The 22104-nt window shown below is 55.7% G+C and carries 9 protein-coding genes; 2 read left to right on the top strand and 7 right to left on the bottom strand.

The window, feature by feature from the left end:
- Positions 1–74: 74 nt before the first annotated feature.
- The gene (gene recG, locus LKE88_RS06440; RefSeq protein WP_255668045.1) at positions 75–2174 is read right to left on the bottom strand and encodes an ATP-dependent DNA helicase RecG; all 2100 of its coding nucleotides are present in this window, start codon (positions 2172–2174) and stop codon (positions 75–77) included.
- Between the two features lie 83 nt (positions 2175–2257).
- Here recG and rpmB point away from each other — a divergent pair, with 83 nt between their 5' ends.
- Positions 2258–2449 carry a 50S ribosomal protein L28 gene (gene rpmB, locus LKE88_RS06445; protein ID WP_012937850.1) on the top strand — a complete coding sequence of 64 codons (192 nt, stop codon included), beginning with the start codon at positions 2258–2260 and terminating at the stop codon, positions 2447–2449.
- A gap of 81 nt (positions 2450–2530) precedes the next feature.
- Here rpmB and LKE88_RS06450 read toward each other — a convergent pair whose 3' ends face one another.
- The 3 genes from LKE88_RS06450 to LKE88_RS06460 all read right to left on the bottom strand — a co-directional run bounded on the left by LKE88_RS06450 (position 2531) and on the right by LKE88_RS06460 (position 6628).
- Positions 2531–2965, bottom strand: coding sequence for a zinc ribbon domain-containing protein (locus LKE88_RS06450; RefSeq protein ID WP_105326172.1), 435 nt, complete (start codon positions 2963–2965; stop codon positions 2531–2533).
- Positions 2966–3161: 196 nt separating this feature from the next.
- A complete protein-coding gene (locus LKE88_RS06455; RefSeq protein ID WP_105326173.1) occupies positions 3162–5231 on the bottom strand; it encodes a polyribonucleotide nucleotidyltransferase in 2070 nt (689 codons plus the stop codon).
- Between the two features lie 209 nt (positions 5232–5440).
- Positions 5441–6628, bottom strand: coding sequence for an oxygen-binding di-iron domain-containing protein (locus tag LKE88_RS06460; protein ID WP_231085957.1), 1188 nt, complete (start codon positions 6626–6628; stop codon positions 5441–5443).
- Between the two features lie 149 nt (positions 6629–6777).
- On the opposite strand from LKE88_RS06460, the gene LKE88_RS06465 reads away from it, so the two are divergent.
- A complete protein-coding gene (locus LKE88_RS06465; RefSeq protein WP_231085959.1) occupies positions 6778–7452 on the top strand; it encodes a Crp/Fnr family transcriptional regulator in 675 nt (224 codons plus the stop codon).
- A gap of 75 nt (positions 7453–7527) precedes the next feature.
- On the opposite strand, the gene LKE88_RS06470 is transcribed toward LKE88_RS06465, so the two are convergent.
- From LKE88_RS06470 to LKE88_RS06480, 3 genes are all read right to left on the bottom strand, one after another.
- Positions 7528–15333 carry a hypothetical protein gene (locus LKE88_RS06470; protein WP_276803080.1) on the bottom strand — a complete coding sequence of 2602 codons (7806 nt, stop codon included), beginning with the start codon at positions 15331–15333 and terminating at the stop codon, positions 7528–7530.
- A 711-nt stretch (positions 15334–16044) separates the two neighbouring features.
- On the bottom strand, positions 16045–20589 hold the full coding sequence (locus LKE88_RS06475) for an autotransporter outer membrane beta-barrel domain-containing protein (RefSeq protein ID WP_231085964.1): 4545 nt from the start codon (positions 20587–20589) through the stop codon (positions 16045–16047).
- Between the two features lie 567 nt (positions 20590–21156).
- A complete protein-coding gene (locus tag LKE88_RS06480) occupies positions 21157–22008 on the bottom strand; it encodes an aldo/keto reductase (RefSeq protein WP_105326177.1) in 852 nt (283 codons plus the stop codon).
- Between the last annotated feature and the right edge of the window lie 96 nt (positions 22009–22104).

Genomic DNA, 22104 nt, shown 5'->3' on the forward strand with positions numbered 1-22104 from the left:
CTAGGGTCAGGTTGTGCAGGGCCAAAGGCGCCTGCAAGGAAGGTGGCTGTGCATTTATAGGCGAAGGCTGCCGCCTAGGCATTGAAAATCCGGTCAAAACGTCCGTCAAACTGGGTGGTGGCCGCAGCATTTTCCACAAAAGCCGCCGTCTCGGGGTCGTGCATGGCCCAAAGGGCTGCTTTCCGGGCTTCCACCAAAGTATCTGCATCTCGTAGTATATCAGCTATATAAAGGTCCGACAACCCATGTTGACGCAGTCCGAAGAATTGGCCAGCGCCCCGGAGCTCCAGGTCCTTTTCTGCCAGGAGAAAGCCGTCGCTGCAGGTGCGCATAATCTGGAGCCGTTCCAGGGTCACCGGATTCTGGGAAGCCGTCAGCAGCACGCAGTAGGATTGGGCGCTGCCCCGGCCTACCCGGCCCCGGAGCTGGTGCATTTGGGCCAGGCCGAACCGGTCCGCACCCTCGATAATCATCAGGGTGGCGTTGGGTACGTTCACCCCTACCTCCACCACCGTGGTGGTAATCAGCACCTTGGTTTTGCCCTTGACGAAGTCCTCCATCACCTGGTCCTTTTCCTCCGCCTTCAGCCGGCCGTGGAGCAGACCGCAGGGAATCCCCTTGAGATAGGTCTGGGTCAACTCGTCGTAGAGCTCCGAGGCGGCCTTGGCGTCCACCCCTTCCGATTCCTCAATCAGAGGACACACCACGTAGCCCTGGTGGCCCTGCCGGATCTGGTGAATCAGCCCCTTGTAGACCCCGGGGCGCATATCTTCGGTATAGCACAGGGTCTGGACGGGTTTACGGCCCGGGGGCAGCCCCTTCATCAGGGAAACGTCCAAATCCCCGTACACCGTCAGGGCCAGGGTCCGGGGAATGGGGGTGGCCGTCATGATCAGCACATGGGGCGCCGCCGTGGACTTGTCCTGGAGCTTGGCCCGCTGGGCCACCCCAAACCGGTGCTGCTCGTCGGTGATGACCAGAGCCAGGGACTGGAACACCACTGCGTCCTGAATCAGGGCGTAGGTGCCCACCACCGCCTGGATGCTGCCGTCCGCCAGGCCTTCCAGCACTTCCCGGCGCTGCTTGGCGCTCAGGCTGCCGGTAAGCAGGGCCGTATGGATGCCCGCCGGTTCCAGCACCTTCTGCATTTCCTTGTAGTGCTGCTCTGCCAGGATTTCCGTAGGCGCCATCAGGCAGGTCTGGTAGCCATTTTCCACGGCCTTGGCCATGGCCAGAAGGGCCAGCGCCGTTTTGCCGGAGCCTACATCCCCCTGGACCAGCCGGTTCATGGGTTCCGTGCCCTGCATATCGTCGTCAATTTCCTGCCAGGCCTTTTTCTGGCTGGCGGTCAGCTCAAACCCCAGGTTGTGCTTCACCTGGAGCCACAGCTTTCCGTTGGGGCTCATTTTGATGCCGCTGTTTTCCTGTTTGATTTTCGTCCGGTGGTGCAGCAGCCCGCACTGGAGAAAGAACAGTTCCTCAAAAACAAAGCGCCGGGTAGCCTCGTCCAGGCGTTTGGGAGAACTGGGAAAATGGATGTTCCGCAGGGCTTCGTAGCGACCCAGAAAATGGTATTTCTCCATAATGGGCGCCGGCAGGCACTCGGGCAGTTCCTTTTTGGCCAAAGCCAGGGCCTGCTTTACGGCGCTGCGCACCTGGTTCTGGCTCAGGCCGCCGGTGAGGGCATAGGTGGGCAAAATCCCAGGCGCCGCCTGCTGCTCCTCCTTTACCGCCGACAGGGAAGCATTGGTCACGCTTTTGGCCGTGCGGCCCTGGGTCACCTTGCCGATGACCAGTACCTCCTCCCCGTTTTTCAAAAACCGCACCCCGTACACCTGGGGTCCGAACAGCATCACTTCCGCAAAGCCCGTGTCGTCCCCTACGGTAACCGTGGCGTATTTCATATTCCGGGCGCTGCGCCGCTGGTTCAGCCGGACAATCCGTCCCTTGAACAGCTGCATTTCCCCGTCCGTGGTCAATTCCTTGATGGTTTTTACATGGGAATAGTCCAGGTAGCAGCCCTGCCGGGGAAAATGGTTCAGCAGATCCCCAATGGTTTGTATGTTCAAGTTTTCGAATTCCAGGGCTTTTTTGGGCCCGATGCCTTTTAATTTGGTAATGGGTTCCTGCCACCACATCTTTTTTCTCTCCTCTTGCTGAAAATATACTTGCATAAAACTAAGCGTATATGTTAGAATAGATACACTGATTTAAAAAAATGTAAAGCATTGCCTTATAACTAGAAGGAGGTGGGACCATGGCATGCATCTGTGAAATCTGCAACAAAGGTGAGCTGTCCGGTAACAACGTCAGCCATTCCAATAGACATGTAAAACGTTCTTGGAAACCTAACGTACAAAAGGTTAAAGCGGTGGTAGACGGTGAAGTAAAAAGCATCAACGTTTGCACTCGCTGCTTACGTTCCGGCAAGGTAACCCGCGCCATCTAAGCTATAAAGCTGAGGGATCAGTTGTCATTGACAACTGGTCCTTTTTTGTTGCGCAGTTTGGGCTGCGCCTACCCTTCTGCCCTAGTCCAGCTTCTGCCCGCAGTAGGGGCAAAAGGCCATGCCCACTGCCACGGCCTGACCGCACCGGCTGCAGATCCGCTGGTGCAGATAGGCGTCCACCTTCTGCTGGAACAGCTCCATGAACTGCTTGGTTTCCCGGTTTTGGGGCGTCAGGCTGTACACCTCCAGGTGTTTTTTGTGGATGTCCACAATCACCTGGCAGCCCTCCTCCAGCGGCTGCACCGCAAACGTCACGAATTTCCGCTTGGGCCGGCCAAACAGAAAGCTTTTTTCTTCCGTCAGCAGGGACCCAGAAAACAGATGCTGCTGATCGTCCTGGCTTTCTGCCTCAATGCCCATATCGGCAATGACCATAAGCCCCAGCTGCCAGGCAGCCTCCAGGGGAATCTGAAAAGCCTGCTGCACAAAACTGCCGCCGCTGCCATTTACACGCATATTCCTACTCCTTTATACCAGCTGATAGGGAACGCCGTTCCCTGTTTTTCTTTCCCATACCCTGAAAACAGGGCTATCTTTATAATTCTACCATTTTTAGGACGCTTTGTCAGCAGTCCCCTTCCCTGCCCCTTCTTACGCAAAAAGACTTCCTGGCGCTCCTTACGGAGTTCCAGGAAGTCTTTTTTGTCTAAACTTACAGAGCAGCTTTTCTGGACAGGTTCATCCGGCCCTTGCTGTCGATTTCCACCAGTTTCACGACGATTTCGTCGCCGACGCTGACCACGTCTTCCACCTTTTCCACCCGTTCCTTGGCCAGTTGGGAAATGTGTACCAGACCTTCACGGCCGGGCATGAATTCCACAAATGCGCCGAAGTTCATGATGCGGGTTACCTTACCGGTGTAGATCTTGCCCACTTCCGGTTCAGCAGTAATGCCTTTGATGGTGGCAATGGCCTTGTCAGCAGATTCGGAGTTCACGGCTGCAATGTAAACAGTACCATCGTCTTCGATATCGATCTTGGCACCCGTTTCTTCCACAATCTTCTTGATTACCTTGCCCCCAGGTCCAATGATATCTTTGATCTTGTCCGGGTTCACCTTCAGGGTGGTAATCTTGGGAGCGTACTTCTTCAGTTCCTTGCGGGGTTCGGAGATGCATTCCAGCATCTTGCCCAGGATGAAGGCACGGCCTTTTTTGGCTTGGGCCAGGGCTTGCTGGAAGATTTCCTTGTTGATGCCGTCAATCTTGATATCCATCTGGATGGCGGTAATGCCTTTGGCAGTACCAGCAACCTTAAAGTCCATATCGCCCAGCGCATCTTCCAGCCCTTGGATATCGGTGAGGATGGTGAAGTGTTCGCCTTCCTTGACCAGACCCATGGCTACGCCGGAAACCGGAGCCTTAATGGGCACGCCGGCATCCATCAGGGACAGGGTGCTGGCGCAGACGCTGGCCATGGAGGAGGAACCGTTGGATTCCAGCACTTCAGATACCAGCCGAATGGTGTACGGGAATTCTTCTTCAGAAGGGATTACCGGCAGCAGACCCCGTTCTGCCAGGGCGCCGTGACCAATTTCCCGTCTGCCCGGGGAACGCAGGGGTTTGGTTTCGCCTACGCTGTAGGGCGGGAAGTTGTAGTGATGGATGTACCGTTTTACCAGTTCGGTACCCAGTCCGTCCAAGGTCTGGGCTTCCCGCAGGGGAGCCAGAGCCAGGCAGTTCAGTACCTGGGTCTGTCCACGGGTGAACAGGCTGCAGCCATGAGGCCGAGCCAGAAGACCTACTTCACAGCTGATGGGACGTACTTCATCCAAAGCACGGCCATCGGGACGAATCTTGTCCACGGAAATGGTATGGCGCACTACCGCTTTGATGAGCTTTTGGGTAATGTAGGCTACATCTACGGCGTTGTCCGGATACAGTTCGCTGAAATGTTCAGCGATTTCCATTTTTACTTCATCCACCATTTTTTCCCGATGGAGCTTGTCCGCATCCATCAGGGCAGCCTTCAGTTTGTCTTCGCCGTACAGGCGGATTTCTTCCACCAGTTCAGCAGGAGGCGTGTAAACGGGCACTTCCATCTTGGGTTTGCCCACTTCAGCCTGAATTTTTTCTTGGAATTCAACCAGTTTCTTGATTTCCCCATGGGCGAACCAAATGGCGTCCAGCATGGTTTCTTCAGAAACTTCCTTGGCACCAGCTTCTACCATCAAAATGGCATCCTTGGTACCAGCCACACACAGGTTCATTTCGCTGACCGCAGCCTGTTCTACCGTGGGGTTCACGATGAACTGGCCATCAATCAGGCCCACCCGAACACCTGCAATGGGGCCTTCGAAGGGAATATCGGAAATGGACAGGGCGCAGGAAGCACCAATCATAGCCGGAATGTCCGGAGCATTGTCGGGATCCACGGAAACGGCAGTGGCCACAATCTGTACGTCGTTGTGGTAGCCTTCCGGGAACATGGGACGAATGGGGCGGTCAATCAGACGGGAAGTCAGGATGGCCGTTTCTGCCGGGCGTCCTTCTCTCCGTAAAAAGCCTCCGGGAATCTTGCCCACGGCGTACATCTTTTCTTCAAAGTCCACCGTCAGCGGGAAAAAGTCAACGCCTTCCCGAGGGGTATCCGTCCCGGTGACGGCCACTACTACAGCCGTATCGCCGTAACGCACCAATACAGAACCATTGGCCTGCTTGGCAATTTTGCCGGTTTCAATCGTGAGAGTTCTTCCTCCCAGGTCCGTGCTAAATGTATGCATCCTCTGCATCCTCCTTATGTTACACTCTTGACATGTATGTAAAATATTATACTACAGAAGTTGGAAAAACTACAATAAAAATCCCAGAAAGGTTCCCCCAGCAGTTGTGAAAAAGCCTGCACCCTGGGCGCCAGCGGCAGCACCAGAATGCAGGTGTACTTATTTGGGTATTTGGTTTTTCCCAGGGTTCTGCGGCAACTAGTCCGGGCCTACTCCAGCAGGGCTTTCACCAGGGCCGGCACCTTGGCAAAATCTTCTTCCGCCGGGTTCCACTGAGATCTCACTTCCGGCTCTACCACCTTAAAGCCAGCGTCCTTCAGTTTTTCCTTGAGGATCTTGACGCTTTCCCCGCTCCAGCCATAGCAGCCAAACGCAGCGCCTTTCTTGTTCTTGAATTTCAGCTGCTTCAGGAAGGCCAGCCAGCCGGAAACGCTGGAGAGAATGTCGTTGCTCACCGTGGGAGAGCCTACGGCAATGGCCTTGGATTTGAATACTTCCGTCATCACTTCGTTCTTGTCCGACTTGGCAATGTTGAACAGCTTCACCACCGTATCCGGGCTCTGGCGGGCAATTTCCCGGGCGATTTCGTGGGCAAGCTTGGTAGTACCTTCCCACATGGTATCGTAGGCAATGGTCACCCGGTTTTCCTGGTACTGGGCAGCCCACTGGCCGTATTTCTCCACAATCTGCAGAGGGTTGTCCCGCCAAATGGCCCCATGGGCAGGGGCAATCATATCAATCTGGATGCCCAGGCCGGCAATTTCCTTCAGCTTGTTGGTCACCAGCGGAGAGAAGGGATTCAGAATGTTGGCGTAGTATTTCATGGCTTCCTTCATCAGGAGGCATTGGTTGGCTTTGTCATTGAACATTTCTTCTACGGCAAAGTGCTGGCCAAAGGCGTCCATGGAAAACAGGATGTTGTCCCCAGTGAGATAGGTGGCCATGGAATCCGGCCAGTGGAGCATTTTCATTTCCACGAAAATCAGTTTCTTGCCATTTCCCACGTCCAGGGAATCCCCGGTTTTCACCACGTGGAAATCCCAGCCCCGGTCTCCGTATTGGCCCTTGATGCTGTTTACGGCATTGGCGGTGCAGTAGATGGGCGTTCCAGGAATTTCTTCCATCAGGGCCGTCAGCGCCCCGGAATGGTCCACTTCCCCATGGTTCATGACGATAAAGTCAATCTTGTGAAGGTTCACGGCCTTTTTCAGGCTTTCCACGAATTCGAACCGATGGGGCGCCCACACCGTATCCACCAGCACGGTCTTTTCTTCTTCAATCAGATAGGCATTTTGGCTGGAACCATTCATGATGGAATAATCGTCCCCGTGGAAATGTTCCAGTTCCCAGTCGATATAGCCTACCCAGCTGACATTGTTTTTTACCTGCTTTTTCATACTGCTCTCCTCCTAAATCCTCTTACCTGCTGCCATTATAAAACGCTTATCAATACGCCCTATCATACGGGATTTCTTGTTTTTCTGCAATCAGTATAGTACACTGAAACTATTATTTATGTTGGAAAACAAACAAACATGGAGGAATTATGGAAGATTACACAAAAAAGCTCCAAAATCACGCCCTGTTTAAAGGCATCAAGCCGGAAGAAAGCAAAATTTTAATGGGCTGCCTGGGCCCCCGGCACTGCCGGAAAAAAGCCGATGAATACATTCTCCGGGCCGGGGAACCCACCCAGGAAATGGGCCTGGTGCTGTCCGGCTCCGTCATAGCCATCCAGGAAGACCTGTGGGGCCACCGCCATATTATGACCCGGATTGGCGCCGGGGATATTTTCGCCGAGCCCTTTGCCGCCGTACCGGGCAGTCTGCTGAATGCCAGCGTAGTGGCCGCAGAGGACTGCGAACTGCTGTTTCTGAACGTCAGCCGGCTGCTCACCTCCTGCCAGGCTGCCTGCGCTTTCCACAACCGGCTGATTCAAAACCTGGTAGCCATTTTGGGCCGCAAGACCATGGTTTTCAACGAAAAGCTCACCCATCTCAGCAAACGGACCACCCGGGAAAAACTCCTGTCCTACCTGTCCTCCCAGGCCCTCCAAAAGGGCAGCCTATCCTTTGCCATCCCCTACGACCGGCAGCAGCTGGCGGATTATCTCTGCGTAGAACGGGCCGCCATGTCCACCGAACTGTCCAAGCTGCAAAAAGAAGGCATCCTCCAGTACCACAAAAACCATTTCGTCCTGAAAAAGCTGGAGGAGGAATAGCCGCCAGTTGGCCCCACCGCCCACAAAAAGACCCCAGAGCCGTTTTGGTTCTGGGGTTCTTTTTTGTTATTCCTTTTAGAAGTGGTACTGGGCGCCCACACTGAACTGGGTGCCTTTCTGCTTGCCGATCCATTGGGTAACGCGTACATCGGCGCTCCAGGGATTTTCCTTGCTGGCCTTGCTGATCCAGCCCAGTTCCACCATACCGCTGCTGCCCTTCACATCGGGGCTCAGGGTATGCATATCGTGGTAGGCTGCCCGGGCACTGCTGCCGAACTCGTAGTCCCAGGCCAGGCCGGCATACAGGCTCTGGCTGCTTCCATAATTCCGGGTCCAGCGGGTGCCAATCCGGCTGCGGTAGGAGTTCACGCTGTCGAATTCGTAGGGTGCACTGCCCAGGCTGCTGTGCAGGTGGGTTTCCGCACTGTTCATATGGGTGTAGAAGAACCGGGCGTATACGTCCAGGCTATCCTTGTCCGTCAGCTGGAACTCCCGGCCGGTGCCCATATGGGCCGCCGTATACGTATGATCCAGGTCATAGCTGGCCCGGTAGCCTGCAATAACGCCGCTGTAGTCCCCCTGGGTGTGCCCCACCCGGAAGCTGCCTTCGGTGTACAGGCCGTTGGCGTTCTCCTGGCGTGCCAGGAGGCCGGCCCCGTAGTACGTATTCTGTCCATCTCCCCGGGTACCGTCGTCCAGGTGGCTGGTATAATTGCCATTGCCATATTCCACAAAGGGCATGATAAGGGCGGTATGCTGCCCGCTCTTTAGCTGCCGGGCAAAACCCAGCTCGGCGTTCATGCCATGGTTTTTCACATAGGAACCGGTTTCGTACCGCAGGCTGCTGGCGCCCATTGCCGCAAACAGCTGGTACTCCCCGCTGCCGTCCTGGTTCTGGCCGGCCAGCAGGCTTTGGTTCACCATAAAGTCCCCGGCATTGTTCAGCATACCCAGGGCTGCTTCCTGGGTTTCCACCAGGCTCTTGGTCTGGGCGTTCAAATGGGGGCCCGCCGGTTGGCTGGAATTGCCATTATCGGTGCTGCCGTTAATGCGCTGGCCGCCCAGGATGGCCGTAATGCTGTCCGCGGTATATTCCAGGGACAGATTTCTTTGGGCAAAGCCCGCATCGGTCAGGAGGCCGTACGCAGCCGTGTCCACCCCGGTAATGCCGTTGCTGTCGGTGAGCAGGGTAATCTCCGCCCCTTCAGGCAGGGTAGTGGCATCGGCAATCCCCGCCTTCACGGAGGCACCGGTAATATCTGCGGTGCCTGTAACGGTGAGCAGGGTGGCATTGGCTGCCGCATCAGCAGGAATGTAGAAATTGAGGTTTTGGAAATTGCTGAGGCCGGCGACGGTATTGCCCGTGGTATAGACGTTCAGGGTATTGTCGCTGCTGCTCAGGCTTTCGGCAGTGGCCGCTTCCGCAGCCGTTACAGCCAGAAGGGAAACACCCGTTTCTGCCGCCGCAGCGGTGACGCCGTAGCCGCCGTTCAGGCTGGCCGCCGTGAGATCGCCGCCGTAGACGTTGACCGTGTTGCCGCTGGCTGTCCCGTTATTCGTATAGCCGCCATAAACCGTACCGCTGACCGTGCCGCCCTTCAGGGTGACGACATTTTGCGTGGCGTCGCCGCTGTCCGTATAACCGCCGTAGACACTGCCGGCGACAGTCCCCTGGTTGACGGTGACCGTGTTTTCGCTGGCCAGGCCCTGGGTCGTATAGCCGCCGTAGAGACTCGTCGTGCTGGTTGTCCCAGTTTGCGCCAGAGCCAGGAGGCGCAGGCCGTGCAGGGTGGTCGTGCCAGTTGTGGTTGTGCCCAGAGTACCGCCGTTGATGACGACGTGGTTGCCAATGGCCGAGCCGTCGGTGGTGGCCCCGCCATAGACGCTGCCGCTGACCGTACCGGCCTCGACGGTAACGCTGTTGCCGCCGTCCGCCGTGCCCACGTCGCCGCTGGTGCTCTGGCCGCCGTAAACGCTGCCCGAGACCGTTGCGGTGGTGGTATTTCCTGTGGTATCGGTGGCCGCCTTGAGGGTGACGCTGTTGCCAGTGGCTGTGCCGCTGGCCGTAGCTGCGCCGTAGACACTGCCGCTGACAGTCCCTGCGGCCAGGGTGACGCTGTTGCCCCCGCTGGTGGTGCCCACGTTGCCGCTTTCGGTTTGGGCGCCGTAAACATTGCCCGTGACGGTGCTGGTGGTAATCGTGCCGTCTGAGGTGGTTCCCGTGGTCAGGGCCACCTGGTTGCCGGTAATGCTGCCGCTGGTGGTATAGCCGCCGCTGACGCCGCCTACGGTGCCGCCGCTGACGGTGACGCTGTTGTGGGATACGGCTTCTACGACGCTCAGGCCATTGGTGCTGTCGTTGTAGCCGCCGTAAACCGTCGTTTCTATGTCGCCGCCGGTGACACTAACCGTGTTGCCGCTGGTGTCGCCTAGGTAATCCGTTTGGAAGGTATCGTACTTCTGGGTTTTGGAGTCAGTTTGGGAAGTGATTTCCACATTGGCTGCTGTACCAATGGTGAGCAGAACCGACTTGCCGTCAGCGCCCCTCATGAGGGTAAAGCCGCTGGTGGCAAAACCCGCATCCACCAGGTTGCCAAAGGTGACGCTGTCGAGGCCTTTGAGCGTATCCGCTGTGAGGAGGTTGATGAGCGTCGTGCCTGTGTAGTCGTTGATATTGGCCACAGCGGCGCTGATGACGGAATCCGTCACGTCCGCCGTGCCCGTCACGGTGAGCATGGTACTGCCCGCTGCGGTGGCTGCCGGAACGTAGAAATTGATATTCTGGAAACTGCCCAGGTTTTGGACGGTATTCCCTACGGTGTAGACGTTTAAGGTATTGTTGGAAACGGAACTGCCGGAGCCGCCGTAAAGGCTGGCGCCAGACACATCCGCACTGTACAGGTTGATGACGTTGCCCTCCACGGAACCGTTTTCGGTGTAGCCGCCATAGATGACGCCGGAGACCGTACCGCCCAGGAGGTTCAGCGTATTGTTATTGATGGTGCCGTAATCGTCACTGTCACTATAACCGCCGTAAATACCCTTTGTCAGGGTACCGCCGTTTACAGTCACCGTATTGAACGTAGCCGCACTGCCCTTAGCGCCGTAGACCGTTCCGGCAATAGTCCCGCTGTTTACCGTGACTGCGTTATTATAGGCAGTCCTACTGACGCTGGCGCCCAGGACCTCACCGGTGATTGCAGGACCGGCTGTGCCGTCCGCGCCAAGGGTAACCAGATTGCCGGAGGCTCTCCTCCCGTAAGCGCCTGTGACGGAGCCGTTCAGGGTCCCTGCTGCAATCGTAACCGTGTTATTGTTTACAGCCTCGCTGTCGCTATAGGCGCCGTACACGTCTCCCAGGCTGCCTCCCGTAACAGTGACTTGGTTTTCCCCAGTATCGTAGAGGTAGCTCTTTTTAAAATCCCCATAAGAGGCAGTAAGGCCGTGGGTGGTAATCGTCACGTCATCGCCGGGCAAAGGCCCATTGGGGTCCGTGCCGAGGGTGAGGTACACGGCTGTGCCGCCAGCGTCCTTGGAAAGGTAGAAACTGGTCGTCGCAAAGCCCGCGTCCGTCAAGGTGCCCAGGGCCGCACTCTTTAGGCCTGTAATGCCCTGTGCGTCCGTCAGAAGCGTAATGACGTCGCCGTCTGTGAGCTGCGTCAGGTCTGAAATACCGGCCTGGATGGCAGCGTCCGTTACGTCGGCCGAACCTGTGATGGTGAGCATGGTGTCGCCCTTTACGGCCGTAGCTGGCACGTAGAAATTCAGGTTCTGGAAGCCGCCCAGATTTTGGACCGTATTGCCTACGGTGTAGACGTTCAGGGTATTATTATCAACGGAACCGCCATAGCCGCCGTAGAGGCTGGCACCGGACACGTCCGTGCTGTACAGGTTGATCACGTTGCTGCCCACAGAGCCATTTTCCGAGTAGCCACCATAGATGTTCCCGCTTACGGTACCGGCGTTCAGGTTGATGACGTTTTCGTCGACAGAGCCGCCGCTGGTGCTGTAACCGCCGTAGATGCCGTTGGTAATAGAGCCGCCGTTTACAGCGATGGTGCTCTGAGTGACCGTTGCGGCCTGGCCGCCGTAGACTGCGCCGCCCACAGAGCCGCTAGAAACAGTGACCGTGTTGCCGCTGGTAATGCCCGTACCGTCATAGGCGTAGAGATCCCCTGTAATGGTCGGTCCGTCCGTACCTGCTGCACCGAGGGTGACCGTATTATTCGTACCGCTGCTGCCGCCAAAGGCGCCGTAGACGGACGCGTCCACCGTGCCCGCAGAGACAGCGACCGTATTATCTGAGGTCTCGACCCCACTGGCGTAAGCGCCGTAGAGATTCGTTGCAAAAGTACTGCCCGTAATCGTAACCGTGTTGCCCTTCGTATTGGCGAGATACTCCGTGTCGTAGTCCGGATAGGCCGAGGTCAGGCCATTGGTCACGATAGACACATAATCGGTGGGCTTTGTGCCAATGGTCAGGATGATGGAGTTCCCGTCCTTACTCTTGGTGAGATAATAGCCCGTCTGGGCAAAGCCGCTGTCCGTGAGAGTGCCTACGGCAGCAGATTTCAGGCCCGTCAGGCCATTATCGTCCGTCAGGAGCGTGATGACCGTGCCTTCTGTGTAACCTGTCAGGTCTGCAATGCCCGCTTTAATGGCCGTGTTCGTGATATCCGCTGTACCTGTGACGGTAAGCATGGTGGCATCGGCCGTGGTCTTGGCCGTATCGGGGATATAGAAATTGATATTCTGGAAATTGCCGATATTCGCCACACTGTTGCCCAGGGTATAGACGTTCAGGGTGTTATTGGTAAATTCAGAGCCCGTGCCGCCGCCCCCGTAGAGGCTGGCACCGGACACGTCCGTGCTGTACAGGTTGATCGTGTTGCCGCTGGCTGAGCCGCTTTCGGAGCTGCCGGCGTAGACGCTCCCCTTGACAGTGCTGCCCTGGAGGTTTACCGTATTGGAACCTACGGAAGCGCTTACCCCGTAGGCGCCATAGACGTCGCCGGTGACGGTGCCGCCCGAGAGGGTGACCGTGTTATTATCCACAACGCCGCCATTGCTATTACTGCTATAGGCGCCGTAGATATTGCCTACAGAGCCGCCGCTGACCGTAACCGTATTGTACGTTGCCGTATCGGTCTTGGCACCGTAGATCGTGCCGCCTACAGAGCCGCTGGCTACGCTCACTGCGTCAAAGCTGGACACCCCGGTGCCGTCATAGGCGTAAACATTTCCTGTAATGGTTGGCCCGTCCGTGCCGCTGGTGCCCAGAGTGACGATATTGCTGCCGCCGCCTGTACCGCCGGAGGCGCCGTAGACCGAGGCCTGCACCGTACCGGCCGTGATGGTAACCTTATTGTCGCCTGTGTCGCCGCTGGTGGCCTTGGCGCCATAGATGTCCCCGGCAAAGGTGCCGCCTGTAAGGGTGACGCTGTTTTGCTGCTGGCTGGAAAGATAGTCCGTCTGGTAATCCGGATACGACGCCGTATTGCCATTCGTGACGATGGTAACGTAATCCGTCGGTTTCTCGCCAATGGTGAGGACGATGGCTTTGCCATCCCGGGACTTGGTGAGATAGAAACCTGCCTGGGCAAAACCCGCATCCGTAATGGTGCCTACCATGGCACTGGTAAGGCCCGTAAGCCCATTGGCATCCGTCAGGAGCGTGATCACCGTGCCGTCCGCATAGCCTGTCAGGTCTTCTATGCCCGCCTTAATGGCTGTATTCGTGATGTCTGCGGTATCCGTGACGGTGAGCATCGTAGCGTTTTCTGTGCTTTTGGCCGTATCGGGAATATAGAAATTGATATTCTGGAAGCCGCCCAGGTTCACCACACTGTTGCCCAAGGTATAGACGTTCAGGGTATTGGTGTCCATGCCCGAGCCCGTTCCGGCCGCGCCGTAAAGGCTGGCGCCCGATACGTCGGTACCTTTCAGGTTGATGTTATTGTCGCCCAGGGAGCCGTTTTCGGAATAGCCGCCGTAAATAGCGCCGGAGACTTTGCCGCCCAGGAGGTTCAGCGTGTTGCTATTGATGGCACCGTTGGCATCACTGGTGCTGTAGGCGCCGTAGATGCCGCCTGTGATGGTACCGCCGTTTACGGTAATGGTATTGTAGGTCGCCGTATTGCTCTTGGCGCCGTAGACCGTGCCATTAATGGTGCCGCTGTTTACGGTAACTTCGTTAAAATAGGTCGTCCCCGTACCGCTGTCACCCAGAACATCGCCTGTGATGGACGGGCCGTCTGTACCGACTGCGCCGATACTGACCTTGTTGCTGGTACCACCGTCGCCGCCATAGCTGCCATAGATGGAGCTGGTATAGGTGCCGCTCTTGACGGTAACCACGTTATCGGCGGCACTGGTCAGGTAGCTGGTCTGATAATCTCCGTAGGACGCAGTGGTGCCGCCTGTGGTAATTTCTACGGCATCGCCTGCCACCGGTGTCACGTCGCCGGAATCACTGGAGCCGGAATTTCCCGAATCGGAACCACTGCCGGAGCCGGAATCACCGGAGCCAGAGCCGCTGTCGTCCGTTTTCGTGCCGATGGTCAGGGTAACCGCATGGTTGTCTGTCGTCTTAGACAGATAAAACCCGGTCTGGGCAAAGCCTGCATCTGTCAGGGTGCCAAAGGTGACGCCATCAAGCCCAATAATACCGTTACTGTCCGTCAGAAGGGTAATGACCTGATTCGTCGTAAAAGCATCGATATTTTCCACGCCAGCACTGATGGTGCTGCCGGTCACATCGGCCTTCCCCGTAACAGTCAGCATGGTAGCATTGGCCGTCGTGGCAGCCGTGGCAGGAACATAGAAATTGAGATTCTGGAAGGCGCCCAGATTCACCACACTGTTGCCCAAGGTATAGACGTTCAAGGTGTTGTTTCCTCTGCCGGTGGCGCCGACACCGCCATAGAGGCTGGCGTCAGTGAGTGTGCCGCCGTAGAGGTTGATTGTGTTGCTGTTGGTCTCGCCCTCTGTGGAGTAACCGCCGTAAATATCACCGGTGATGGTACCACCTTTGATGGTGATAGTATTATTTTCAGCGATGCCGCTGCTGTAGCCGCCGTAGATCCCCTGATCGATGGTGCCGCCATTTACGGTCAGCGTATTTTGCGTAGCCAAGCTCCCCCAGCTGCCATAGACGGTACCTTTCACCTCGCCGCTGTTAATGGTAAGGCCATTGGCATAGGCCCACCCGGACGTGCCATAGGACCCATAAAGAGAGCCGCCAATAGACGGACCGATAGTGCTGCCCTCGGTGCCCAGGGTAACCGAACTGCCGGAGCCGCCAGCTCCATAGCTGCCGTACACATTCCCTTTTACCGTACCCCGGTCAATTTCTACACTGTTGCTGCCGACATCCCCTTGTTCCGAATAGCCGCCGTAAACAGAGCCGCCAATGGAAATATCGCCGGTATTGCTTGCATCCGTGCCTACATAGACGTGGTTATTATTTGCGGTACCGCTTTGGGCATAGCCGCCATAGACGTTTCCCTGTACGGTGCCGTCATGGATGGTTACCGTGCTGTAGGTCGCTATATCCGGGTCATAGGTGCCGTACAGGTTTTCCGTGACGGTACCATTATTTAAGGTAACCGTATTGGAGTCCGAGTAGCTGCCGCCGGAGGTACCCATACCACCGTAGGCAGAGCCGGTAATAGTGGTGGCTAGAGTGACCGACCCAATGGTCAGGTTATTGCTTTCCACCCCGTCGCCAGTGGCCGCATACACAGGACCGGTCTGGTCCGCTGTGACCGTTAGGTCCGCAGCCAAGGCCCTACCAGGAATGGCCAGTCCCCCAGCCAAAATCCCCAGCAGCAATACTTTTGTCAGTTCTTGTTTTCTCCCATTCACTGCAAGCTGTTTCATAATAGATTTTTCATTTTCCCCTTTACTTCAGAGCCCTGGACTTCTGCTGCAGGCTTCCTGTACCCTGCACAAAAAGCACCACCCCATTCAGAATTCCAGCAGCTATTTCAACAAATGTGCGTCAAAGCCATAAAATGACGGCCAAAACCTTTTTAGGGGATTTTGCATCATCTTAGTTGGATTTGAAAGTATTCTGTACTGCTTGTACCCGGTCTGATAGCAGCCAGGCTGAGTTTGATTGCGACTGCGCAGCTTCGTTTGCCTTTTCTTGCAAGGACAAAACGAAGACAATACACGCCCTCCTTTTTATAAAAGTTAATATTTGTATAATAATAATTATTATTTATTTTATATCGTTTATTATATCATAGTTTGCTTACTACAAATTGCGTATAAGTATATTCTTATGAATCTTAGGCATTGGCCTATGCCCATAGTGCATAAGCACTACAGAATTTCTATACTCCTGCACGCATCCAAAGAGAAGTGTAAAAAATTGTCCACTTACCCTGGTAAACCTCCAAAGAATTTCGTTATAAACCAGCGATTCCAGGGAAAAAAGTAATTTTATGAACTATTTCTGGCATAAAAAATACACTGCAAGCACAAAATACAACTGCAGCAGTGTATAAAAAAATTGTTTTATTTTGGTTTTCCCGTTAAGCCCCAAACCCCAGAGCCGTTTCTGGTTCCGGGGTTTTGTTTATCCAATTAGAAGTGGTACTGGGCGCCCACACTGAACTGGGTACCTTTCTGCTTGCCCATCCACTGGGTCAGCCGTACATCGGCGCTCCAGGGATTGGTCTGGCTGGCCTTGCTGCTCCAGCCCAGTTCCACCATACCGCTGCCGCCTTTCACCTCGGGGCTCAAGGTAGTCAGGTCATGGTAGGAAGCCCGGGCGCCGCTGCCGAACTCATAGTCCCAGGCCAGGCCTGCGTACAGGCTCTGGTTTTCCCGGTAGTTCCGGGTCCAGCGAGTGCCAATCCGGCTGCGGTAGGAGTTTACGCTGTCAAATTCGTAGGGTGCACTGCCCAGGCTGCTGTGCAGGTGGGTTTCCGCACTGTTCATATGGGTGTAGAAGAACCGGGCGTATACGTCCAGGCTATCCTTGTCCGTCAGCTGGAACTCCCGGCCAGTGCCAATATGGGCCGCCGTATAGGTGCCGTCCAGGTCGTAGCTGGCATTATAGCCCGCAATGGCGCCGCTGTAGTCCCCCTGGGTATGGCCCACCCGCAGGCTCCCCTCGGTGTACATCCCATTGGCATTATCCTGGCGTACCAATAGGCCGGCCCCGTAATACGTATTTTTCCCGTCTCCCCGGGCGCCGTCGTCCAGGTGGCTGGTGTAATTGCCATGGCCATATTCCACAAAGGGCATAAGTAAGGCCGTATGTTTCCCGCTGGGCAGCTGCCGGGCAAAGCCCAGCTCTGCATTCATGCCGTGGTTCTTCACATAGGAACCGGTTTCATACCGGAGGTCATTGGCTCCCAGCACCGCAAACAGCTGGTACTGCTTCTGAATGTCCCGGCTCTGGTCCTGGGCAGCCAAAATCCCCTGATTCACCATAAAGTCCCCGGCATTGTTCAGCATACCCAGGGCTGCTTCCCGGGCCTCCACCAGGATTTTGGTATCCGGATTCAGGTGGAGGGCCAGGAGCTTGTCCTCACTGCTGGAGTCAGTGCTGGTGTTGGTATTGGCATTGGTGTTCGTATTCGTATTGGTATTCGTGTTCGTATTGGAGTTTGTATTGGTGTTGGTGTTGGTGTTATCCGGATTGTCATCATCCTTGGCATCGGGCAGGGTGGCATTGCTGCTGCCGATGGTGAGAAGCACGGTTTTGCTGTCCTTGGACTTGGACAGGGTAAAGCCCGTGGTGGCAAAGCCTGCATCGGTAACTGTGCCAAAGGAAGTGGTATCCAGGCCCGTAATGCCGTTTTCGTCCTGGAGCAGGTTGATGACGGTCTTTCCCGTATAGGCGCTGAGATCGGACACCCCGGCGCTGATTACCGTATCCGTTACATCAGCCTTCCCCGTTACCGCCAGCATAGTGCTGCCGGTGCGGGTGGCAGCCGGCACGTAGAAGTTGATGTTCTGGAAGTCCCCCAGATTTTCTACGGTGTTTTTCAGGCTGTAGACATTCAGGGTATTGCCCCCGGTGGTGCTGCTGCCCACGCCGCCGTAAAGGCTGGCCCCTGTCAGGCTGCCGCCGTACAGGTTAATGGTGTTGTCGCTGGCCGCCCCCTGCTCGGAATAGCCGGCGTAAATATCCCCGCTGACGGTGCCTCCCTTGAGGTTAATGGTGTTGTGGTCCACGGAGCCGTTGGTGGCGCTGTAGCCGCCGTAGATGCCGGTTTGCACCGTGCCGCCGTTCATATTGACGGTATTGTACGTGGTTCCCAGGCCCCTAGCCCCGTAGACTGCGCCGGCGATGGTGCCGCTGTTCACGTTGACCGTATTGTCATAAATGGTTCCCGTACTGTCGGCCCCGTAGACGTTGCCATTCAGGGTGGGACCCACGGTTCCGGCCGCCCCCACGGTAACGCTGTTGCCCTGGCCCTTGACCCCGTAGGCGCCAATGATATCGTCATTCACCGTACCGGAGGCCACGCTTACGGCGTTGTTTACGGCCTTGCCGCCGTTGGTATAGGCGCCGTAGACCTTGCCGCTGATGGTGCCGGAGTAGTCGTCGATACCGTTATGGTCCACATCCCCTTTTTCCGAGTAGGCACCATAGACATTGCCGCTGATGGTACTGGCGGTAGTCTTCACTAGATGACCGGAGAGGTTGGTGGAACCAGTGCTGTAGGCGCCATATACATCATTATTGAGATTCTCGCCATTGATGTCCTTGGTATCTGTGTTTTGACTGCTGCCGGCAATGGTCAAAATCACGGATCTGCCGTCGGAAGACTTGGTAATGGTCATTCCCTCTGCGGCAAAGCCGGAATCGGTAAGAATGCCCGTAGTGGCCGTAGCCAGCCCGGTAAGACCGTTCTCGTCTGTGAGGAGAGTAAGGGTCTTGCCGCTGTAGGCCGCCAGGTTGGTTACGCCGACGCTGATGGTACTGTCAGTAATATCTGCGTTCCCTGTAACAGTAAGCATGGTATCCCCGTCCACCGCCGTACTGGGCACATAGAAATTCAGATTCTGGAAGCCGGAAATATTGGCCACCGTATTGCCTACGGTGTAAACGTTCAGGCTGTTGCCGCTGACACTGCTGCCCACGCCGCCATAGAGGCTGGCCCCAGTCAGGTCGCCGCCGTACAGGTTGATCATATTGCCGGAGACGGAGCCAGCTTCGTCATAGCTGCCATAGACACTGCCGGTCACCTTGCCGCCGTAAATGGAAACGGAGTTATAGTCGTGGGAGCCGCCTTCTGTGCCGTAGCTGCCATAGATGTTGTCCACAGTGCCGCCATAGATACTGACGTAGTTGTGGGTGGCCGTAAAGCCCCGGGCGCCGTACACATTGCCAGCCACCGTACCGCCGTACAGATTGACATAGTTGGTGGTGGTGCTGCCGCTGGTATCCGCAATATCCGTACCGGACACGTCCTGGGTAACGGTGGGACCGTCTGCGGAGCCTTCGGCTCCAAGAGTAACCACGTTATCCGCACCGCCGGTGCTGTGGGCGCCAATGACGGAACCTGTGACAGTGCCGCTAAGGACCCGGACCTCATTGCTGAAGGCGTCGCCCCCGGCAATATAGGAACCGTAGATGTCCCCTGTCAGGTTCCCGCTTTTCACGGTGACAATGTTGGAATCCTTGGCTGCCAGGTAGGACGTCTTATAATCCCCGTAGGTGGTGGTGCTGCCGGCAGAGGTGATTTCCACGTTGTTGCCGGTGGTGTCGGGGGTGTCCTCGGAGCCAGAGTCAGCAGGTTTGGTGCCGATGGTGAGAAGGACCGAGTTGCCATCACTGGCTTTGGTCAGGTAAAAGCCAGTCTCAGCAAAGCCCGCATCGGTGAGGGTGCCAAATTGTACCCCGTCAAGGCCGGTAATGCCGTTAGCGTCTGTGAGAAGGGTAATCACCTGGTCCTTGGTAAAGCTGTCGATATTTTGTACCCCGGCGCTGATGGTGCTGCCCGTTACGTCGGCTGTACCGGTGACGGTGAGCATGGCGGCTGTATTCGTTGCGGCTGCTTCCGGAACGTAGAAGTTCAGGTTTTGAAAAGCAGCGAGGTTTTTCACGGTATTGCCTACCGTATAGACGTTCAGGGTGTTGTTAGTAGGAGCGCTCCCATTACCACCGTACAAACTGGCATTGGTAAGATTGGTGCTGTAGAGGTTGATGGTGTTATCGCTGGAGCTGCCGGCGCCGGCGTAGCCGCCGTAGATTGTGCCCGAGATGGTACCGCCGCTGAGGGTGATAATGTTATGGTTTACTTGGTCCCCGGCAGTACTGTAGCCACCATAGAGGCCGTTTTGGAGGCTGCCGCCGTTTACGTGTACTTCATTGTAGGTGGCTGTTTGGCCTGCCCCGCCATACACAGTGCCTGCCACGGTGCCGCTGTTAATGGTTACTACGTTTTGGAAGGTCGTACCACCCGGAGTATTGGCGCCATAGACACGGCCGCTGATGGTAGGACCTGTGGTGCTGCTGGCGGCACCCAGGGTAACCGTACTGCCGGCGCCGCCAATGCCAGAACCGCCGTAGACAGAGCCGGTTACGGTGCCCCGGTCAATTTCTACACTGTTGCTGCCGGCATTGTAGGTTTCCAAATAGCCGCCGTAGACATCGCCGCCGATGGAAATGGTGCCCGTATTCGCTGTATCAGTGCCTACATACACGTGGTTGTAATCCGCCGTACCGTTTTGGCTATAGCTGCCATAGACGTTTCCCTGCACCGTACCGGCGTTGATGGTGGTCGTACTTATCGTAGCCGCATCCGTATCGTACGTGCCGTACAGGTTTTCCGTGACGGTACCATTATTTAAGGTAACCGTATTGGTGTCCGAGTAGCTGCCGCCGGAGGTACCCATACCGCCGTAGGCCGAGCCGGTAATGGTGGGGCCTGGAGTGACCGACACTGAGCCAATTGTCAGGTTATTCAATTCTACGCCATCGCCGGTGGCCGCATACACAGGACCGGTCTGGTCCGTTGTGACCGTTAGATCCGCAGCCAAGGCCCTACCAGGAATGGCCAGTCCCCCAGCCAAAATCCCCAGTACCACCAGTTTTGCCAATTCCTGTTTCCGCCCGTTCGTAAATACCTGTTTCATAAAAATCGCCTTTTTCCCCTTTTCCATAGCCATAGGTTCTGCTGCAGGCTTTCCATACCCCCGTACAAAAAGCACCGCCCCATACAGAACCCCAGTGGCTGTTTCCACAATTGCCTTAAACGCTGGTCAAAGCCCGGACTCCTGTCAGGCCCTTTTGCAAGGACTGGTCAGCAGCCTGGCCCGCTTGAAAAGCATTTGAAGCAGTTCGTTTAAAGCACTCTGCCGAAAGCAAAGGGAGGCACCAGCGCCCCCCTGCCTCCTTATAGAAACTCATATTTGAATAAAAATCATTATTTCTTATTCTGTACCATTCATTATAACACGCTTTCCTTAACAAAACACATTCATAAGCATCTTCTTATGAATATTAGTTGTAAACCTATGCCAAAAAGGAATCAGCCCTACAAAAATTGTTGATGCAGTTAGATGATTTCTATAAAATAACAAAGGTTCTCTGCCGATTCAGGAGAATATGTAAAAGTATTTGCTTATGCCAAAAAACCTAACGGAAACTTTTGCTTTTAGAAATTCCTGACAGCATAAAAAATACACTGCAAGTCCCAGAGGAAACTTGCAGTGTACAAAAAGTAATTTATTTTCTTAGTCGTGGACCCGGTAGTTTTTCAGCAGCAGTTCTCCCATCCCCGGCGTTTCCGGGTCATGGCTGCCCTTGCCCGTATCCAGGGCACGGATCTGTTCCATTTCTTCTGCCGTCAGGGCAAAATCAAAAATAGCCAGGTTCCCGGCAATCCGCCCCGGGTTGGTGGATTTGGGCAGGACAATCAGTCCGTCCTGCACCTCAAAGCGCAGGATTACCTGTCCCACATTCTTGCCATACTTCTTGGCCAGGGCCTTGAGCAGCGGCTGCTGCAGCAGAGTTGTGTCCCCATGACCCAGGGGCTTATAAGCTTCAATTTTTACATTTTGAGGGGCCAAAAGCGCCCGCAGTTCCTTCTGCTGGAAGAAGGGATTGCACTCCACCTGGTTCACCGCCGGCAGGGAGTCAAATTGGGGCACAAAGGAATTCCAGATTTTAGGCGTCATGTTGCTGACCCCAATGGACTTTACCTTGCCGGCCTTTTGGGCCGCTTCCAGGGCTTTCCAGGCTCCAGGTACGTCCCCATAAGGCTGGTGCAGCAGGTACAGGTCCACATAGTCCGTGTCCAGGTTCTGCAAGGAAGTATCCAAACCCTTGGTAGCAGCCGCAAACCCGTAGTCCTGCAGCCACAATTTGCTGGTGATAAAAATTTCCTCCCGGGGAATGCCGCTGTCCTTCACTGCCTTCCCCACTTCAGCTTCGTTGAAGTAGGCCGCTGCCGTATCAATATGGCTATAGCCTGCCTTCAGGGCTTCCAAAACCGCCTTATAGGTGGAGCCATCATTGGGGATCAGGAACACCCCAAAACCCACTGCGGGGATTTGATTTCCATCGTTTAACTTAACATATTCCATGTTGTTTCTCCTTTCCCAGAAAAGCAGCGCCCCAAACTGCAGCCGCTGCCCAAACACTTTGTTCCCCTTTATTGTAGAAGGCTGCGGCCCCGCTGT

This window comes from Acidaminococcus hominis, from assembly GCF_022484025.1.
In the GTDB taxonomy this organism is placed as follows: domain Bacteria; phylum Bacillota; class Negativicutes; order Acidaminococcales; family Acidaminococcaceae; genus Acidaminococcus; species Acidaminococcus hominis.